Genomic DNA, 16794 nt, shown 5'->3' with positions numbered 1-16794 from the left:
CGTGCCGCAACGTAGAGGCAAGCCTCTAGAATAGTACGCATGCCTAAAAAGAAATCCCTAACAACTCGTAGAGTACTCGCACTGTTTCTTACGTACATCACTTTGTGTGTTGCAGGTGGTGTAGCTTCTAGTATTCTATTTGTTCCAGGGGTAATGAGCATAAACAGCGTTGTTAAGTCTGTTGTGCCTTCTCTTAGGGTAGATGGTATTGATTTTGACGTTACTGCTTTGCCTCAAAAATCGCGATTATACGCTTCCGATGGCAAAACTGTTATTGCCACTTTTTATGCTCAAAACCGCACTGTTGTGCCGCTTAGGCGAATATCGCAATATATGCAACAAGCAATGGTTGCTCGAGAAGATCGACGATTCTTTGAACATTCTGGCGTAGATGTTCAAGGCGTTATGCGTGCGTTTGTGCAAACGTTTATTAAAAAGTCAGATATGCAAGGTGGTTCTTCCTTAACGCAGCAGTACGTTAAAAACGTTCTTATGATTAAAGCTAGGGAAGATAACGATCCTATATCGGAATATCATGCTGCAGAAAGTACTGTTGCTAGAAAATTGCGAGAAATGCTAATCGCAATTCAAATGGAGAAAAAATACTCAAAGTTAGAGATTTTGCAGGGTTACTTAAACGTTGCGCAATTCGGTAGTAATAATCTTTATGGTGTAGAAACAGCTGCAAAGCGCTACTTTAACACTACTGCAGCAAAGCTTAATCTTGTTCAAGCGGCAACGATTGCATCAATCACAAAAAATCCTTCTAGGTATGATCCTTCTATAGAAGAAAATTGGCCAGAATCGCAAAAGCAAAGGAATATTGTTCTTGATTTAATGCTTAGGCAGAATTTTATAAGCCAAAAAGAGCATGATGATGCTGCAAAAATTCCAATTAAAGATACGCTTAATATTCAGCATGAAGTTGCAAATGTTGGATGCCAAGCTGCTGGAGACGCTGCATTCTTCTGCGATTACGTTACTAAAAAAATATTGAATTCTCGCGAGTTTGGTAAAACCACTGTTGCGCGTCAAAAGCTTCTTAACGAAGGCGGATTAGACATTTACACAACAATGGATATTCTTGCAAACTCTTCTGCAATGGACACAGCTAGGGCTACTGTTCCAATCAACGATCCAAGCGGTTTTGAAGTTTCGATTGCTGCGATTAAGCCTGGAACTGGAGAAGTACTTGGATTTGGAAGCAACCGTATTTACGACGCTACAGATGCAGCAAAATCAGACCCTACGCACACTGCGATTAACTACGCTGTAGACGAGCGAGACGGCGGAGGTTTAGGTTGGCAGATTGGTTCTACGTGGAAGCCAATTAACATTGTTGCTTGGCTGCTTGCTGGAAAGTCGATTAATCAGCCTCTAAGAACAAGCATGCTTTATAACAACACTGATTTTTCTTGCGCAAGGTACCGTGGAATTGGGCGCTGGTCTGTTCAAAATTCTGGCGGCGGTAGTGTTAGCCCAGAAACGCCTTTAATGGGTCTTGTTCATTCTCATAACACTATTCAGGCAGCAATGGGAACCCAGCTTAAGCTTTGCGCTGTTGCGGAAGCAGCTAAAACGTTGGGGTATCACAATTCGCCATTGGGTCAAGAAGATGTGTTTTCTAAGAACTCGTTCAATCCTCCTATGCTGATTGGTGCTGTGCAAGCTTCGCCGCTTACAATGGCAAATGTTTATGCAACAATCGCAGCTGATGGCGTTCAATGCGATCCTATAGCCATTAAGCGTGTAGTAGACAAGAATGGTAAGCGTTTGCGTGTTCCTAGCGCTAATTGCCATCAAGCAATACCAAAGAAGGTTGCTCAAACGGCAGCATACGCTATTAATCAAGGCGTTGTTCAGCCAACTGGTGTTGCGCATATGGCTCAGCTAGAAGGTGGACGAAAAACGTTTACTAAAACTGGTACTAACGAAGAGTTTTACATGGCAACAGCTGGATTTGTGCCAAACAAGGTATCTGCGTTTATTGCGGTTGGAAATGCGGAAGTTCAAAAAAGCTTTAACAACATGCGCATTAATGGCGTCTACCACAGCACATGGTATGGTACCTACATTGCTATGCCTGCTTGGAAAAAGTTTATGGATACGTACCTAAAGGCATCTAACACGCCTATGGATAACGATTACGGAAAGCCAGATCCAAAGTATATGGCTGGCGGAAAAATGCCGTTGACTAGCGAGCAGATGCGCAGGCAATATGAGTTGCAACAACAGCGCGATAGGGAAGAAGAAGCGCGCAGGCAGGCAGCTCAAGAGCAAAGCCAGGGTTCGCAAAGCGATCAGAGTGCGCAAGGTGATCAAAACTCGCAACAAGATGCTGCTACAAACGGACGCTACGCAACGGGCGACGGAAGGCAAGACCAATATTCTGGTGACTCCAGCAGTGGAGATACCTCCAGCTCGTATTCTGGCGGAACTCGTTAGTGTGTTGTTGCTAGTGTGATGTCACTAGTGTGACTCGACTAGAGCGCGTCTACTCCAACAGCATCCTTAACACTATTAAAGCCGTCTTTTCTAAGCATCTTTGCAAGACCGCGCTTTAGCGTTGTAATTTGTTGAGGGCCTCTGTACATAAGAGAAGAAACGAACATAACTAAGTCGGCGCCGTTTCTAATCTTTTGATATGCTTGTTCAGCGGTAAATACTCCGCCGATTCCAGCAATTGCAAAGCGGGATCCAAACTCGCTTCTAGTGCGCTTAATAAGCTCATTGCTTGCGGCAAATGTTGGAGCCCCTGAGATTCCACCTTTCCAATCTGCTGGAATATCTAGTCCATCTCGATTCTTGCGCAAATTTGCAATGCTCACGCCATCAACCTTATGTGCGCTTAAAACGTCTAACAAAGACTTAAATTGAGGCCATCCGCCCTTTAAGTTCAAAGGCATTTTTACAAGAGTTGGCTGAGGTCTGCTTACTTTATCTAAAACACTAAAAAGCTTATCTAAAGCATCTGGATTACTAAAAGGTTCGCCAGCCATAGTGTTTGGGCAAGAAATATTAACCTCAATCATCGAGCTTTTGCCACTTGCGCGCTCCATAGATATGCGATAATCTTCAATGCCTTCGTCTAAATCGCCAACAAGATTATCGTTAGTTCGCGCAATGCTTATAGAAATTTGCATGCTTTTAGCATTCGTCCATGCTTTTTCTACTCTAGGAATCACAAATTCGCTGCCATCGTTTGCAAGACCTGCATGAACAAGAAGTGAATCATATTGCGGAAGCCTATGATACCAAGGTTTAGCGTTTCCTGCACATGGACGAGCGGTTGTGGAGCCAACTGTTTCAAATCCAAAACCAGCGTTGTCTAGAACTGTGCACAAATCGCAGTTTTTATCGAGTCCTGCGCTTAAGCCAAATGGATTCGCAAAATCTACTCCCATAACTTGCGTTTGTAAAATTGGATCTGTGTAGTCAAGCATTTGTCGCAAAAGCCACATTAATCCAGGAATGCGCTCGCTTATTTTGCAAAATGCAATCATGCGGTCGTGTGCTTCGTCTGGCGGAATGTTAAACACTAAGTGCGGCTTAATAATGTGCTTGTAGCTAAAAGTAAAGAGGTCTGTTGCAGCAAGATTCACAGCATTGTGTAAAGAATTTTCAGATACGTAACTCATGATTCAATACTATACGACATTAAGCATTTTGCAATTTTTGGTGCAAAGCGAATCATATAGATAGCGAGCTTATATAGCGCTAACGATTTTCCTATTTGGTATTGCGCGAGGTTTGAGTATTTCTCTCCTCGCAAGTCCCGTCTCTACGCTCCTCTTTTATTGCTCGTAGAGAAATACATCAAACCTTCTGAATATCTAGAACAATTGCGTGTCTTTAATCACCGAGATTCTCGATTTTTCTTGCTGCTTCAGCGAATCACCATTTCATGCTGAGGTTCGCTTCATCCGCTGCGAAAAATCTCGAATCTCTACCTAGCTTGCGCGCCAACCTGCCCGAGCGCTTAAAGCGTAGCGCGCGAAGGCAATTTGGCGCGCTGAGCAGCTCAGCGCAGAAGCACTGCTTCTGCGCTGCGGAGACGTTCGCACGGCTAATCCGTGCGAACGACGACCTGCATTCGCGAATGGTATAGCAGCACGGCTATATTTGTGAGTTATGCCTACTTATGATTTGGGACTAGAACATGTTTCCCTTGAATTTGCAACAAAAACGATTTTCAAAGACGTAACTCAAGGCGTTTTTGAAGGCGATCGCATAGGAATCGTAGGCAAAAATGGAGATGGAAAATCCACTCTTTTAAAGCTTCTTCAAGGCGCGATTGACCCAGATTCGGGAAGAGTTACGCGTAGAAATGGCCTAACTTTTGGCATTTTAAGCCAGCGAGACCCGCTAGACGATAATGCTACGGTTCGCCAGGCTGCGCTAGAAAATCGCCAGGATTACGAGTGGGCTGCAGATTCAAAGCAGCGAGAAATTGTGGAGGCTCTTTTGGGCGGAATCAACCTTGAAGCTAAGGTTGGTACGCTTTCTGGCGGCCAGCGCAGGCGCGCGGATTTGGCAAGACTTCTGCTGCATGATTGGGATATTTTGGCTTTGGACGAGCCTACGAATCATCTTGATGTGCTTACAATTCATTGGCTTGCGGAGCATCTTTTGCACAGATGGCAAGATGGTCAGGGTGCGCTTTTGCTTGTTACGCACGACAGGTGGTTTTTAGACGAAGTTTGCTCTTCTATGTGGGAAGTTCACGATGGTGCAATCGACCCGTTTGAAGGCGGCTACAGCGCTTACATGATGCAGCGCGTTGAGCGCGAACGCCAGGCGGATGTTCGCGAGGAGCGCAGGCGGAATTTGGCTCGTAAAGAGCTTGCGTGGCTTTCTAGAGGTGCTCGAGCGCGTTCTACAAAGCAAAAATTCCACGTTAAGCAAGCTCGCGAGCTTATAGCAGACGTTCCGCCAATGCGAGATACTCTTGAGCTAAAAAGAATGGCAACTTCTCGTCTTGGTAAGCAAGTTGTTGATTTGATTGACGTTACGCAAATTTTTGAGGATTCATCAAGTCCTGCTGCATCCGATGCGGATATTGTAAAATCGCCATTTTCACAGCCTACGCATGATGGTAGCGTTACGATTTCTGTAGAAGAATCGCAAGTGGAATCGCAAGAATCGCCATTATCGCAAGAAGAATCGCCATTAAAAGAAACATGTGCAGCATTGCAAAAAACGATTAGCGGCCGCATGATTTTAGACAATCAAACGTGGCTAATAGGGCCAGGAGACCGATTCGGCATAGTCGGAGCTAATGGCGCTGGAAAATCAACGCTTTTAAGCATAATCGACGGCTCTTTGCATCCAACTAAAGGTCATGTAAATATTGGCAAAACTGTAAAATTTGCCGTGCTATCTCAGCGCCTAGAAGAGCTGGAAAAGCTTGGAAAATATAAGGTTAAAGAGGTTTTGAGCCGATACAAGCCAAGCTACATAATCGACGGCAAAGAAGTGACTCCTGGTCAGCTTATGGAGAGGCTTGGTTTTAAGCCAGAGCAGCTTATGACGCCGATTGCAGACCTTTCGGGTGGCCAAAAACGTCGCATGCAATTGCTTTTGATTCTTCTAAACGAGCCAAATGTGTTGATAATGGACGAGCCTGGAAACGACTTAGATACAGACATGCTTGCCGTTATGGAAGATTTACTAGACACTTGGCCAGGCACTTTGATTGTTGTCTCGCACGACAGATACTTGCTTGAGCGCGTGACTGATCAGCAGTTTGCGTTGATTGACGGCAAGATTCGCCATCTTCCAGGCGGAGTTGACGAATATTTAAAGATTATGGAAGACTATGAGCGCGCAAATATGCAAGAGTCTAAGGCAGATTTTGCGGCGGAATCTGGTGGTAAGTCGGAGTCAAAGTCGGAGTCTGCAGAAGGTGTTGGATTAGATTCAAATCAAAAGTCAAATCAAAAATCAAATCAAAAATCTGAAGCAAAATTAAGCGGAAAAGCGTACTACGATGCTACAAGAAGAGTTGCGGCAATAGAGCGCAAGCTAGAAAAGCTTGAAGAAGAAAAAAGCGCGATTGAGCAAAAAATGGCAAGCCACGATCCTAGCGATTTTGTTGGCTTGCAAGAGCTTAACGAGAAGTTGCAGGCGAATCAAAGCGAATCTAGCGCGTTAGAAGAAGAGTGGCTTACGCTTAGCGAGCAAATTTGATGCAAAAGTCTACGGTTTTGTATAGCGATTTTGCTAAAGATTAATGCTGTGTGCTAGCAAGATTAATGCTGCGTGCTAGTTAATGCCGCGTGCTAAATTGTTGAATTATGGCTCAAATTAAGGATATGTTGGAATCTATAAAACCTATTCGCTTTGATGGCAGAGATGTGGACGAGTTGCGGCCAGTAAAAATCACGCGCAATTTTACAAACGTTCCAGAAGGCTCCGTTCTTATTGAGTGCGGAAATACGCGCGTTATGTGCACTGCCACTTTTACTATTGGCGTTCCGCGCTGGAGGAGAGACACTGGTTTAGGTTGGGTTACAGCCGAGTACTCAATGCTTCCAAGGGCCACTGCCGAGCGCACCGATCGCGAGTCTGTTAAGGGCAAAATCGGCGGCCGCACGCACGAGATTAGTCGTCTTATTGGTCGCTGCCTTAGGGGCGTTATAGACATGAAGGCAATGGGCGAGTGCCTTATTCAAATTGATTGCGATGTTCTTCAAGCAGATGGTGGCACGCGCACAGCTTCGATTACAGGCGCATATGTGGCTCTTGTAGACGCGCTAAATTGGGCCGAAAAGCACAAGCATATTCGCAGCGCTAAAAACGTTCTTAAAGACTCCGTTTCCGCTGTTTCTGTAGGCGTTATTAATGGCACTCCAATGCTTGATTTGCCCTATGTAGAAGACAGTCAAGCTATGACAGATATGAACGTTGCTATGACTGGTTCGGGCAATTTTATTGAGATTCAAGGCACGGCGGAGCATCGCCCGTTTAATCGCGATGAGCTTAACGTTTTGCTTGATTTGGCAGCCAAAGGTAATCGCGAGCTTCAAGCGGCTCAGCGTGCAGTTTTAAGCCAAAATTAAGTTAAGCCAAAATTAAATAAAATTTATGTCTGTTTATTCGATAAATTACTAAGGAGTGGCGAGCGTGAAACTTGTTGTGGCAACGCATAATGAGGGTAAACTCGTTGAAATTAAGCGGATTCTTAACGAAGAGTTTGCGGAAATATCGGAGCATATTGAGCTTGTTACTGCTGGCTCTTTGGGGCTTCCAGACCCAGTGGAAACAGGCGTGACTTTTGAGCAAAACGCGCTAATCAAGGCTAGAGACGTTGCGCAAAGAACTGGATTACCTGCGGTTGCTGACGATTCTGGCTTGATTGTAGACGTTTTGGGCGCGGCTCCAGGAATATTGTCTGCGCGCTGGAGCGGGGTTCATGGAGACGATAATGCCAATAACGCGCTTTTGCTTAAGCAGCTTGAGGATATTCCAGACGAATGCCGAACGGCGCGATTTAGATGCGCGGCGGCTCTTGCTGTTCCTAAAGACTGCGTTGATGCGGATCTGGAAAACGCTATGTGGAAAAACAACGGTTTTGAGACTGTTCGCGTTGGAGAAATGGTTGGGCGCTTGATTCGTGAGCCTAGAGGTTGCAAGGGTTTTGGCTACGATCCGCTTTTTGTGCCAAATAATCAGCCCGTTAGGGATGGTGTTCAAATGCACGATTTAACTAGCGCGCAACTTAATCAGCAAGAAAAAAATGCGATTTCTCATCGCGGCAACGCTTTGAGGGCACTTTTGCCTGAATTAAAAGCTATGTTTATTGAGTAGTTGCGATTTAATTTGCGATTATAGTTGCGATAAACTAACGACTTCAGCTTGCGATTAAACTACAAAATGTGCGCGAGATGGGACTTGAACCCACACGTCGTAAGACACAGGAACCTAAATCCTGCGCGTCTACCATTCCGCCACTCGCGCAAAATCGCCTAAACAGGCAAAAAATGGGTTTTTAAGAGCCACTTGACAGAATCGAACTGTCGACCTTCTCATTACGAGTGAGACGCTCTACCGACTGAGCTAAAGTGGCAACTGCCCGAGAAGCATTCGCGACTCGCGCACAAATCAAATACTATATATGAATATTTCGATTTTGTCTAGTGCGCCGCGCCGTAATGTTCGCATGTGTTCTAGTCAAAGTGTATTTCTGTCCGCTTTTGTGAGTATCTTGGCAATTGGAAGATGTGATGCAAGCACCTTGCTTAAGCTCATTTTTACACTTGTTTACATTATGATTTTTGCTTACGATTCATGATGATTCTGCATTGTGTTTAAGTGTGCCAAAGATTGTGCTTAGACTTAAAACATTTATATAAAACATTTATAAATCATCACATCACTTAATAAAGATGAAAGGACCTAGAAATGGCCATCAATCCACCAGTTGACGCCGTTAAGACCCCAGAATGGGCTGCATTGCAAAAGCACTATGATGAGTTGCAATCCGAAGGCGTGAGCCTGAAGAAGTGGTTTGCCGAAGATGCAAATCGCGTGGATAAGTTGAGCTTCGAAGCTGGAGACCTCCACTTCGATCTTTCTAAGAATTTGATTAAGCCAGAAACGCTTAAGCTTTTCGCAAACCTTGCTAAGGCTGTAAAGCTCGACGAGCGCACTAAGGCAATGTACACTGGCGTGCACATTAACAACACCGAAGATCGCGCAGTATTGCACACCGCTTTGCGTCGCCCAGCAGAAGACGCTGGCAAGTTCATTGTTGACGGTCAAGATACTGTTGCCGACGTTCGCGAAGTTTTGGGTCGCATCTACGACTTTGCAAATAAGGTTCGCTCGGGAGAGTGGAAGGGTGTTACTGGCAAGAACATTAAGACCGTTGTAAACATTGGTATTGGCGGATCTGACTTGGGTCCAGTCATGGTTTACGAAGCCTTAAAGCCATACGCAGATGCTGGCATTAATGCTCGCTACGTTTCCAACATTGATCCAAACGATATGGCAGAAAAGACCAAGGATTTGGATCCAGAAACCACGCTTTTCATTATTGTTTCTAAGACTTTCACCACTTTGGAGACTTTGACTAACGCTCGTAGCGCTCGCACATGGTTGCTTAACAAGCTTCAGGAGAGTGGTGCTATTGACGGCAGCGATGCAAAGAAGGCAGAAGCTGTTGCAAAGCACTTCGTAGCTGTTTCCACCAACCTCGAGAAGGTTGAAGAGTTCGGCATTAACCCAACCAACGCTTTTGGATTCTGGAACTGGGTTGGCGGCCGCTACTCTGTGGATTCCGCTGTTGGCACCTCTTTGGCTGTTGTTTTAGGACCTGAGCGCTTTGAGGAGTTCTTGAAGGGCTTCCACGCAATCGATACTTACTTTGCTGAGACTCCATTCGAGAAGAATGTTGTTGTTCTTCTTGGTATGCTCAACGTTTGGTACCGCAACTTCTACAAGGTTGCTTCCCATGCTGTTCTTCCATACGATCAATACTTGCATCGCTTCCCAGCGTATTTGCAGCAGCTCACTATGGAATCCAACGGCAAGTCGGTTCGCTGGGACGGCACTCCTGTAACAAGCGAAACTGGCGAAATCTTCTGGGGCGAACCAGGCACCAATGGCCAGCACGCTTTCTACCAGTTGATTCACCAGGGCACTCAGCTTATTCCAGCTGATTTTATTGCTTTTGTGAACACTCCAAATCCTACTAAGGATGGCGATCAAGATGTTCACGAGCTGTTCTTGGGCAACTATCTTGCACAGACTAAGGCTCTTGCTTTCGGCAAGACTGCAGACGAAGTTCGCGCTGAAGGAACTCCAGAAGAGATTGTTCCAGCTCGCGTATTTAGCGGCAACCGTCCAACCACCTCTATCTTTGGCGATGCTTTGACTCCATTTAGCTTGGGCGAGTTGATTGCTCTCTACGAGCACATCACCTTTGTTGAAGGCACTGTTTGGGGCTTGGATTCCTACGATCAGTGGGGTGTGGAGCTTGGCAAGCAGCTTGCAAAGCAGATTACTCCTGCAATTTCTAAGGATGATAGCGCTTTGGCAGCTCAGGATGCTTCTACGCAGAGCTTGATTCGCTTCTACCGCGCTCATCGCAAGTAAGCGAGTGCGTAACAATCTTATTTGATTGTTGATCTAAAGCCTCTTGTTGATTAAATTCTTCAAGAGGCTTTTTTATTTTTTGCTCCAACCTGCCTTTTCGCTTCAAGTCAATTCAAGTCAATTCAAAAATAGGTTGACTTAAGAGTGGTGATAATTTATAATAAGCACGGTCGGTAGGTAAGGCTACCACGGGGATACGGGTTGCTGCCGCAACACAGTGGAGACACTGTGCAAGTTGGTCAACAGTCGTTGTCGATTTCAAGGCTTCGACTAATGCAACGCCATCGCCCTGCGAAGCTGAAGCTTGAACGACAAGATTAATGTTGATTTCTTTTGATTTGTAAATCACATTGTGTCTTCTTGCTTGCCGTCCGGTTCAATGACGATGCGATAGTACGGTTTTGCGTTGGCGCGCACAAGCTAGAGGAGGTGATTGCCGTGAAACATGACAGTAGCAGTAGTACAAGTTGTAATCAAAGTGCTAATACAGTTAATGCTGTAAGTGACGATTCAGACAGTATTAGTAGTAGTACGGACGTTCCCCCTGAATATACAAAAGATGAATATAAAAAACCGGCAGTCACCGCCAAAACGTTTGCGATTAAAGATTTTTGCGATTAAAGATTTTATTTGATTTGTTGGGATAAATCGCCAGCAACCGCGCATTAAATAGGCGCTTCTAAAATAAAGTCTAAAATTTTAAGCAAAATTTAATATAAACGCAAAAAATAGTGGTGATAAGCGGCAAACGCGTGTAAAAATACGCGTTACCAGAGGACTTATCATGACAATATTTACAACATCTGGAAAAAGTAGTGCCAGCGCGCAAGTAGACGAAAACACTCGTTTTTGGTCCGACATTATTGTGTGCGTTGGCATAATCGCACTTTTTGGAGTAAGCGCTTTCCTTTTGCAGCGCATTAACCAGCCGATTGGACCTAGTGGCATACCTTCCGCGGTTTCAACAGACCTTATTAATTTGCCTTATTACACGCTTAGATCCGTGTTCCGCATGATGCTTGCGCTTATAGCATCGCTGATTTTTACGATTATTTACGGATCTCTTGCAGCGCGCAGCCGTCGCTTGGGCAAGGTGCTTATTCCGTTGCTAGACATTTTGCAATCCGTTCCAATTCTTGGCTTCCTTTCGGCTACAGTAACGATTTGGCTTGTTATTTTCCCAGGATCGATGATGGGCGTTGAAGCCGCTTCGATTTTTGCGATTTTTACAAGCCAGGCTTGGAATATGACTTTCTCGTTCCACCGTTCGCTTTTAAGTGAGCCTAAGGAGTTAGACGAGGCAGTGCGCAGCTTGCAACTTACGCATTGGCAGAGATTCTGGGTGCTGGATATGCCAAACGCAATGATTCCGCTGCTTTGGAATTGCATGATGAGCGTTGGTGGCGGATGGTTCTTCCTTACTGCTTCCGAGATGATTTCCGTAAACAATCACACTTACGCGCTGCCTGGAGTAGGTAGCTTTGTTGCGCAATCTGCTGCAGAAAACAAGCTTGGAAATATTTGGTGGGCCATTTTATCCATGATTATTGTTGTGCTTGCAATCGACTTCTTCCTTTGGAAGCCGCTTACCGCGTGGGCAGAGCGATTCCGCATAACGCAAAGCGCGTCCGATGAAGAGCGAAAGAGCGCGATTTTAACGCTTATTCGTCATTCTCATGCCGACGAAGTTATTAGCAAGCTGTTTTCGCCTATTCGCGAGTGGCTGGAATTAGCTACGCGCCCATTCGGCCGCACGGGTGCAAAATGGCCTCGTAAAGCGTCTGCCCGCAAGCTTGGCGATTTAGTTTTTAACGTTGTAATGATTGTTCTAATTATTGCTGCTGCTGCGCAAATGCTTTACTTTGTAGCAACTCGCACAGGTTTGCAAGAGTTTGTTACAGCTGGAGCGTTAGGCGCTTTGACTTTTGCGCGCGTTGCAGTGTTGATTTTTGTAAGCTCGCTGATTTGGGTGCCAGTAGGCGTGTACATTGGCATGAATCCTAAGATTTCTCGCATTATGCAGCCTGTTGTGCAAATCTTGGCTAGCTTCCCAGCAAACTTTGTGTTCCCATTTGCAATGATGTGGTTTATGGCTTGGCACATTGACCTTGGCTGGGGAAGTATTATTTTGATGGCGCTTGGCACACAATGGTACATTCTGTTTAACGTTATTGCAGGCGCTAGTGCGATTCCAGACGACTTAAAAGAGATGACAAGAAGCTTTAGATTAAATCGTGTGCTTAAGTGGAAGACTCTTGTTTTGCCTTCGATTTTTGGATCTTGGTGCACTGGCGGAATTACGGCCGCTGGTGGCGCTTGGAACGCTTCGATTGTTGCAGAGATTGTGGAATACGGCAAGAATCACATGGCAACTCAAGGTTTGGGCGCGTATATTACGAATGCAACAACCGTTGGTGACTCTGTAAAAACGCTTGTGGGAGTAACGGTTATGAGCTTAATAGTTGTGTTAAGTAATCGACTGTTCTGGGCGCCTTTGCAAAGGTACTCCGCAAAAAGATTCGTGTTGAATTAAACGATTGGCTAATCGCAAGTAACCGATGATTAGTTGCTTGTTAGTTGCCATTAATCGCTAAATCAATATAAATAAAATCAATAAATTCAAAAATTAAACTTATAAACTTACAAACTTTACGAAAAGATTGGCAAAATTATGAACACTTTGAACAAAAACGCGCAAAAGGCTGCGCAGTCTTCAATTACAAGCGACATTATTGACGCAAAGCACATAAGCCAGAGCTTTACTTCGGATAGTGGCACTACTCAGCACGTACTTCACGACATATCGTTTACGCTGCGCGAAGGCGAAATCGTTGCAATTCTAGGGCGTTCTGGCGCTGGAAAGTCAACCTTCTTGCGAACAATGGCAGGCTTAATTCAGCCAACAGAGGGAACGGTTACGTATCGCGGACGCGAGCTTACAGGGCCAAACCCAGGAGTTGCAATCGTCTTCCAAACCTTTGCTCTTATGCCATGGCTTACAGTTCAAGACAATGTGGAGCTTGGCTTGCGCGCTAGAGGCGTTAGTAAAGAAAAGCGCACGGAGCTTGCGCTCGCTGCAATAGATGCAATCGGCTTGGACGGCTTTGAAACAGCGTACCCAAAGGAGCTTTCGGGAGGTATGCGTCAGCGCGTAGGTATTGCGCGCGCACTGGTTTTGCGCCCAGACGCTTTGTTTATGGACGAGCCATTCTCGGCTCTCGACGTTCTTACGGCAGAAAATCTTCGTCAGGAAGTTCTTAAGCTTTGGTCTAGTGAAGAGCGTGATATCAAGTCTGTTGTAATCGTTACGCACAATATTGAAGAAGCTGTGCAAATGGCAGATAGAGTGGTAGTTTTGGGCTCTCATCCAGGTCATTTGATTGCAGACGTGCAAGTTGATTTGCCTCGACCAAGAGACAAGCATAGTGCTGAATTTGAGGCGATGGTAGATAATCTTTATGCTATTTTGACTGGCTCGAATCCAGAAAGCGATCTTGAATCGCAGAATGCGGATTCGGCGGCTGCTAGCGATTCGTCTAGTGCTGCGAGCGACTCTATGCCTGCGGAGCAAGCGGATGCGGAAGAAACTGAGGCTGCTGCAATCGCCGATATGCTTATTCAAAAGCATCACGATGCAGAAGTGGAAGCTAAGCAAAACGAAGAGCAAGCTGATGCGGGCGAGCAAAAGCCAGAGCCAGTTGCTGTGCACTTGTTGCCTAATGCAACGCCAGGAGGCATGGCTGGTTTGCTAGACGTTATATCGGAAGAGCCAGATGGCATTGATTTGGCTGATTTGGCTGCGGATTTGTCGTTTGAAATCGATGACTTGTTCCCGCTTGTGGATGCTGGAACAATGCTTGATTTGCTCACAGCAGAAAATGGCCATATTACGATTACGCAAGCTGGTCAAGAGTGGCATAATGCCGACATTTTGCACAGCAAGCAGGTGTTTGCGCGACTTGCGATTGAGCATGCGCCTCTTGTTCACGCGATTGACCAGGCTTTGAGCCGAAACCGCAACGGCAAGCTTCGCGGTGAGTTGATTTTGGATTTGCTTCGCAGTAAGCATACGGACGCTTTGGCTCGTCAGCAATTTGATATTGCGATTAGCTGGGGTCGTTATGGTGAGCTTTTTGACTACGATGCTGACGACGACGAGTTAACGCGTACTGTTGAAACAGCGCCGCTTAATGGCGTTGCGTGATAAAATAGTGCGAAATAGTGCTAAATAATGTCCATTATTGAGCATAAATTTATGTTCGTATGCTTTCAATAAGCGGATGCCGCATAGTCTGCTTATTAGTAGTCTAGCCAGCTTTTGAAGATTGGCGGATGGAAGCCCCAAAAAGCAAACTTTTTGGGAAAGATTATTCAAAGTAAAGTTAAAAAGTCAAAATTAAAATTAGACAATTTACTTTGATAAAACTTGCGCTGATATGCGGCGGCGATGGAGGAATTATTATGGTGAATGCTGTAGAAGCATTTGATGCTAAGCATCTTAAGGCTGCCGAAGAAATCCCAGCTTTCCGTCCTGGAGATACTGTTGACGTTAACGTTAAGATTCAGGAAGGCAACAACACTCGTATTCAGACTTTTACTGGCGTAGTTATTGCTCGTAAGGGTGCTGGCGTTCGCGAGACTTTTGTTGTTCGTAAGGTTAGCTTTGGTACTGGTGTTGAGCGTCGCTTCCCACTTCATTCTCCAGCTATCGATTCGATTAAGCTGGTTCGTAGTGGTCGCGTTCGTCGCGCTAAGCTTTACTACTTGCGCGCTTTGCGTGGCAAGGCTGCTCGTATTGCCGAGCGTCGTGACAACAGCGCTGCTAAGTAAATTTATTTAGGTTAAGGATTTACATAAGGATTAATATGCATTCCGAAGACTTGCAAAATAGCGATAATCATATTGTTAATGTAGCAGGTCACGGCTTGAATCCTTCTCCTGTTCCACCCGAGCCAGAAGTCAAGCGTAATCTTGCTTCTGGCTTTGGTGTTATGAGCGTTTTTAATTTTGGCTCTAAGAGTGCTGGGGCTGGTACGCACTCTAAACATTGCAAAATCAGGGGAAATCACGTTTCTGGTAATTGCGTGAATAATCGCGATTATACGAATTACGCTTTGCGTGGTAATAATTCGGAGCAAAATAATCGTCAAAATTCTCAAGAGCAAAATGGCTCTAAAGCAAGAACAGTAAAGCTTTTCAAAACTTCTTGGAAAGAGCTTATTGCTTGGTATCTTGTTCCTATTATTGTTGTGATTCTTTTGCGTATTTTTATTCTTGGCGTGTATTTTATACCGTCGGGATCTATGCTAGACACAATTCATATAGGCGATTACGTTGTTACATCTAAACTAACTCCTAGGGTTTTTCCGCTAAATCGTGGTGATATTGTTGTTTTTGAAGATCCAGCTAATTGGTTAAGCGGAGAAAGCAGCAGTGGCGGCATTCTTTCAGGCAAAGATTTAATTAAGCGCCTTATTGGTCTTCCTGGAGATACAGTTGAGTGCAAGGGAGATGGCGACCCGATTTTGGTTAATGGCGTTCCAGTTCTTGAATCTGCTTACATTAGGCCAGGTGTAAGTCCGAGTGCGTTTGCGTTTAAGGTAAAGGTTAAGCCAGGTCACGTTTTTGTTCTTGGAGATAATCGCGCTAATTCCGCGGATTCTAGGTACCATAAGAACGATGGAGACGACGGTTTAGTGCCAATTTCTAAAATTGAAGGCGTTGCGTTTATGCGTTTTTGGCCACTTAATCGTATGGGTATTTTTGAAAATCACAGCGATGCTTTTGACGATGTAAAAGCTAAATCTGCAAATAAGTAAGGCGTAAGTAGACGTAATTAAGCATAAGTAAACGTAAGTAGATATCGCAAATAAGTAGTGCAAATAAGTAGTTAAGAGTAGGCAAATTTGGCAATTATTCCATCTTTTGACTTTGAACAAAACCTTATAAGCAGCGGATTTGACTGGGTTATTGGCTTAGACGAAGTTGGCCGCGGTAGTCTTGCTGGTCCTGTTATGGTTGGGGCTGCGCTTTTTAGTGCGCAAAAGATTAAATCGGGTAGTTTTCCGCAAGGTTTAGCGGATTCTAAGCTTCTTAACGCGCATAAGCGGGAGGGTTTGCTGGATCCGATTGAAAATTGGTGCGATGCTTTTGCTGTTGGCTCTTGCACAAATCGTCAAATTGACGAGTGGGGTATTAGCTATGCTCTTGGTGTTGCTGCGATTAATGCAATTAACGATGTTCAAAATCGCATGCGCTCTAGCCTTAAAGATGCGCGGATTGCTGCGATTTTGGACGGTCCGTTCAATTACGTTGGCAAAGCTTTAGGTACTTTTGATGCGCCTAGTATGCAATTTTCTGTAAAAGTTCACACTTTAGTTAAGGCAGATCAAAAGTGTGCTAGTGTTTCGGCGGCTTCTGTTATTGCAAAGGTGACTCGAGATTCGTTGATGATTGATTTAGCACAAAATCCAAAATATGCTGTTTACGATTGGGCGCATAACAAGGGCTATGGTTCTAAAGCGCATAGGGATGCGATTCTTGAGCACGGCGCTAGCGATTTGCACCGTTTGAGTTGGCATTTGGGGTAGTGCGCATTTTGTGTAGCTAGCAATCTACAATTCGGCGTGTTGATGCCTGGCGTTTAGCGTAATCTTATGTGTTGTAATAGGTAGCGAATCTGTGTGTTAGAGAGTG

At 45.0% G+C, this 16794-nt stretch carries 12 protein-coding genes, 2 tRNA genes and 1 riboswitch; of the genes, 11 read left to right on the top strand and 3 right to left on the bottom strand.

The window, feature by feature from the left end; genetic code table 11:
* Window positions 1–39: 39 nt before the first annotated feature.
* Window positions 40–2445: a transglycosylase domain-containing protein gene (locus HXT45_RS06185; RefSeq protein WP_115761525.1), complete on the top strand. Its 2406-nt coding sequence runs from the start codon at window positions 40–42 to the stop codon at window positions 2443–2445.
* A gap of 38 nt (window positions 2446–2483) precedes the next feature.
* On the opposite strand, the gene HXT45_RS06180 is transcribed toward HXT45_RS06185, so the two are convergent.
* Window positions 2484–3638: a quinone-dependent dihydroorotate dehydrogenase gene (locus HXT45_RS06180; protein WP_115761526.1), complete on the bottom strand. Its 1155-nt coding sequence runs from the start codon at window positions 3636–3638 to the stop codon at window positions 2484–2486.
* Window positions 3639–4131: 493 nt separating this feature from the next.
* Between HXT45_RS06180 and HXT45_RS06175 the strand changes: the two genes are divergently transcribed.
* The 3 genes from HXT45_RS06175 (at window position 4132) to HXT45_RS06165 (ending at window position 7809) form a co-directional block, all read left to right on the top strand.
* Window positions 4132–6189: an ABC-F family ATP-binding cassette domain-containing protein gene (locus HXT45_RS06175; RefSeq protein WP_421781676.1), complete on the top strand. Its 2058-nt coding sequence runs from the start codon at window positions 4132–4134 to the stop codon at window positions 6187–6189.
* 107 nt (window positions 6190–6296) lie between these two features.
* A complete protein-coding gene (gene rph, locus HXT45_RS06170; protein WP_004133395.1) occupies window positions 6297–7061 on the top strand; it encodes a ribonuclease PH in 765 nt (254 codons plus the stop codon).
* A 64-nt stretch (window positions 7062–7125) separates the two neighbouring features.
* Window positions 7126–7809, top strand: a complete 684-nt coding sequence (locus HXT45_RS06165; RefSeq protein ID WP_004133394.1) for a non-canonical purine NTP pyrophosphatase — start codon at window positions 7126–7128, stop codon at window positions 7807–7809.
* A gap of 69 nt (window positions 7810–7878) precedes the next feature.
* Here HXT45_RS06165 and HXT45_RS06160 read toward each other — a convergent pair.
* Window positions 7879–7959, bottom strand: a tRNA-Leu gene (locus HXT45_RS06160).
* A gap of 36 nt (window positions 7960–7995) precedes the next feature.
* Window positions 7996–8068: transfer RNA gene (locus HXT45_RS06155), tRNA-Thr, on the bottom strand.
* 335 nt (window positions 8069–8403) lie between these two features.
* Here HXT45_RS06155 and pgi point away from each other — a divergent pair.
* The 7 genes from pgi to HXT45_RS06120 all read left to right on the top strand — a co-directional run bounded on the left by pgi (window position 8404) and on the right by HXT45_RS06120 (window position 16688).
* Window positions 8404–10098, top strand: a complete 1695-nt coding sequence (pgi, locus tag HXT45_RS06150) for a glucose-6-phosphate isomerase (protein WP_060785875.1) — start codon at window positions 8404–8406, stop codon at window positions 10096–10098.
* 162 nt (window positions 10099–10260) lie between these two features.
* Window positions 10261–10423, top strand: a riboswitch (M-box (ykoK) riboswitch).
* A 113-nt stretch (window positions 10424–10536) separates the two neighbouring features.
* On the top strand, window positions 10537–10719 hold the full coding sequence (locus HXT45_RS06145; RefSeq protein ID WP_050568115.1) for a hypothetical protein: 183 nt from the start codon (window positions 10537–10539) through the stop codon (window positions 10717–10719).
* Between the two features lie 163 nt (window positions 10720–10882).
* Window positions 10883–12631 (top strand): ABC transporter permease, encoded by a 1749-nt coding sequence (locus HXT45_RS06140; RefSeq protein WP_016839986.1) that lies wholly within the window; start codon window positions 10883–10885, stop codon window positions 12629–12631.
* Window positions 12632–12769: 138 nt separating this feature from the next.
* Window positions 12770–14302: a nitrate/sulfonate/bicarbonate ABC transporter ATP-binding protein gene (locus HXT45_RS06135; RefSeq protein WP_016636360.1), complete on the top strand. Its 1533-nt coding sequence runs from the start codon at window positions 12770–12772 to the stop codon at window positions 14300–14302.
* Between the two features lie 257 nt (window positions 14303–14559).
* Entirely contained in the window at window positions 14560–14928 is a 369-nt protein-coding gene (gene rplS, locus HXT45_RS06130; protein WP_004127473.1) for a 50S ribosomal protein L19, read from the top strand.
* 35 nt (window positions 14929–14963) lie between these two features.
* On the top strand, window positions 14964–15917 hold the full coding sequence (lepB, locus tag HXT45_RS06125) for a signal peptidase I (protein WP_421781672.1): 954 nt from the start codon (window positions 14964–14966) through the stop codon (window positions 15915–15917).
* A gap of 87 nt (window positions 15918–16004) precedes the next feature.
* Complete coding sequence (locus HXT45_RS06120) at window positions 16005–16688, top strand: ribonuclease HII (protein ID WP_116285552.1); 684 nt, start codon at window positions 16005–16007, stop codon at window positions 16686–16688.
* Window positions 16689–16794 lie beyond the last annotated feature (106 nt).

Origin of the sequence: Gardnerella sp. DNF01199S (genome assembly GCF_049244155.1) — a bacterium.
GTDB lineage: Bacteria > Actinomycetota > Actinomycetes > Actinomycetales > Bifidobacteriaceae > Bifidobacterium > Bifidobacterium piotii.
This window is presented reverse-complemented; position numbering and strand designations above follow the sequence as displayed.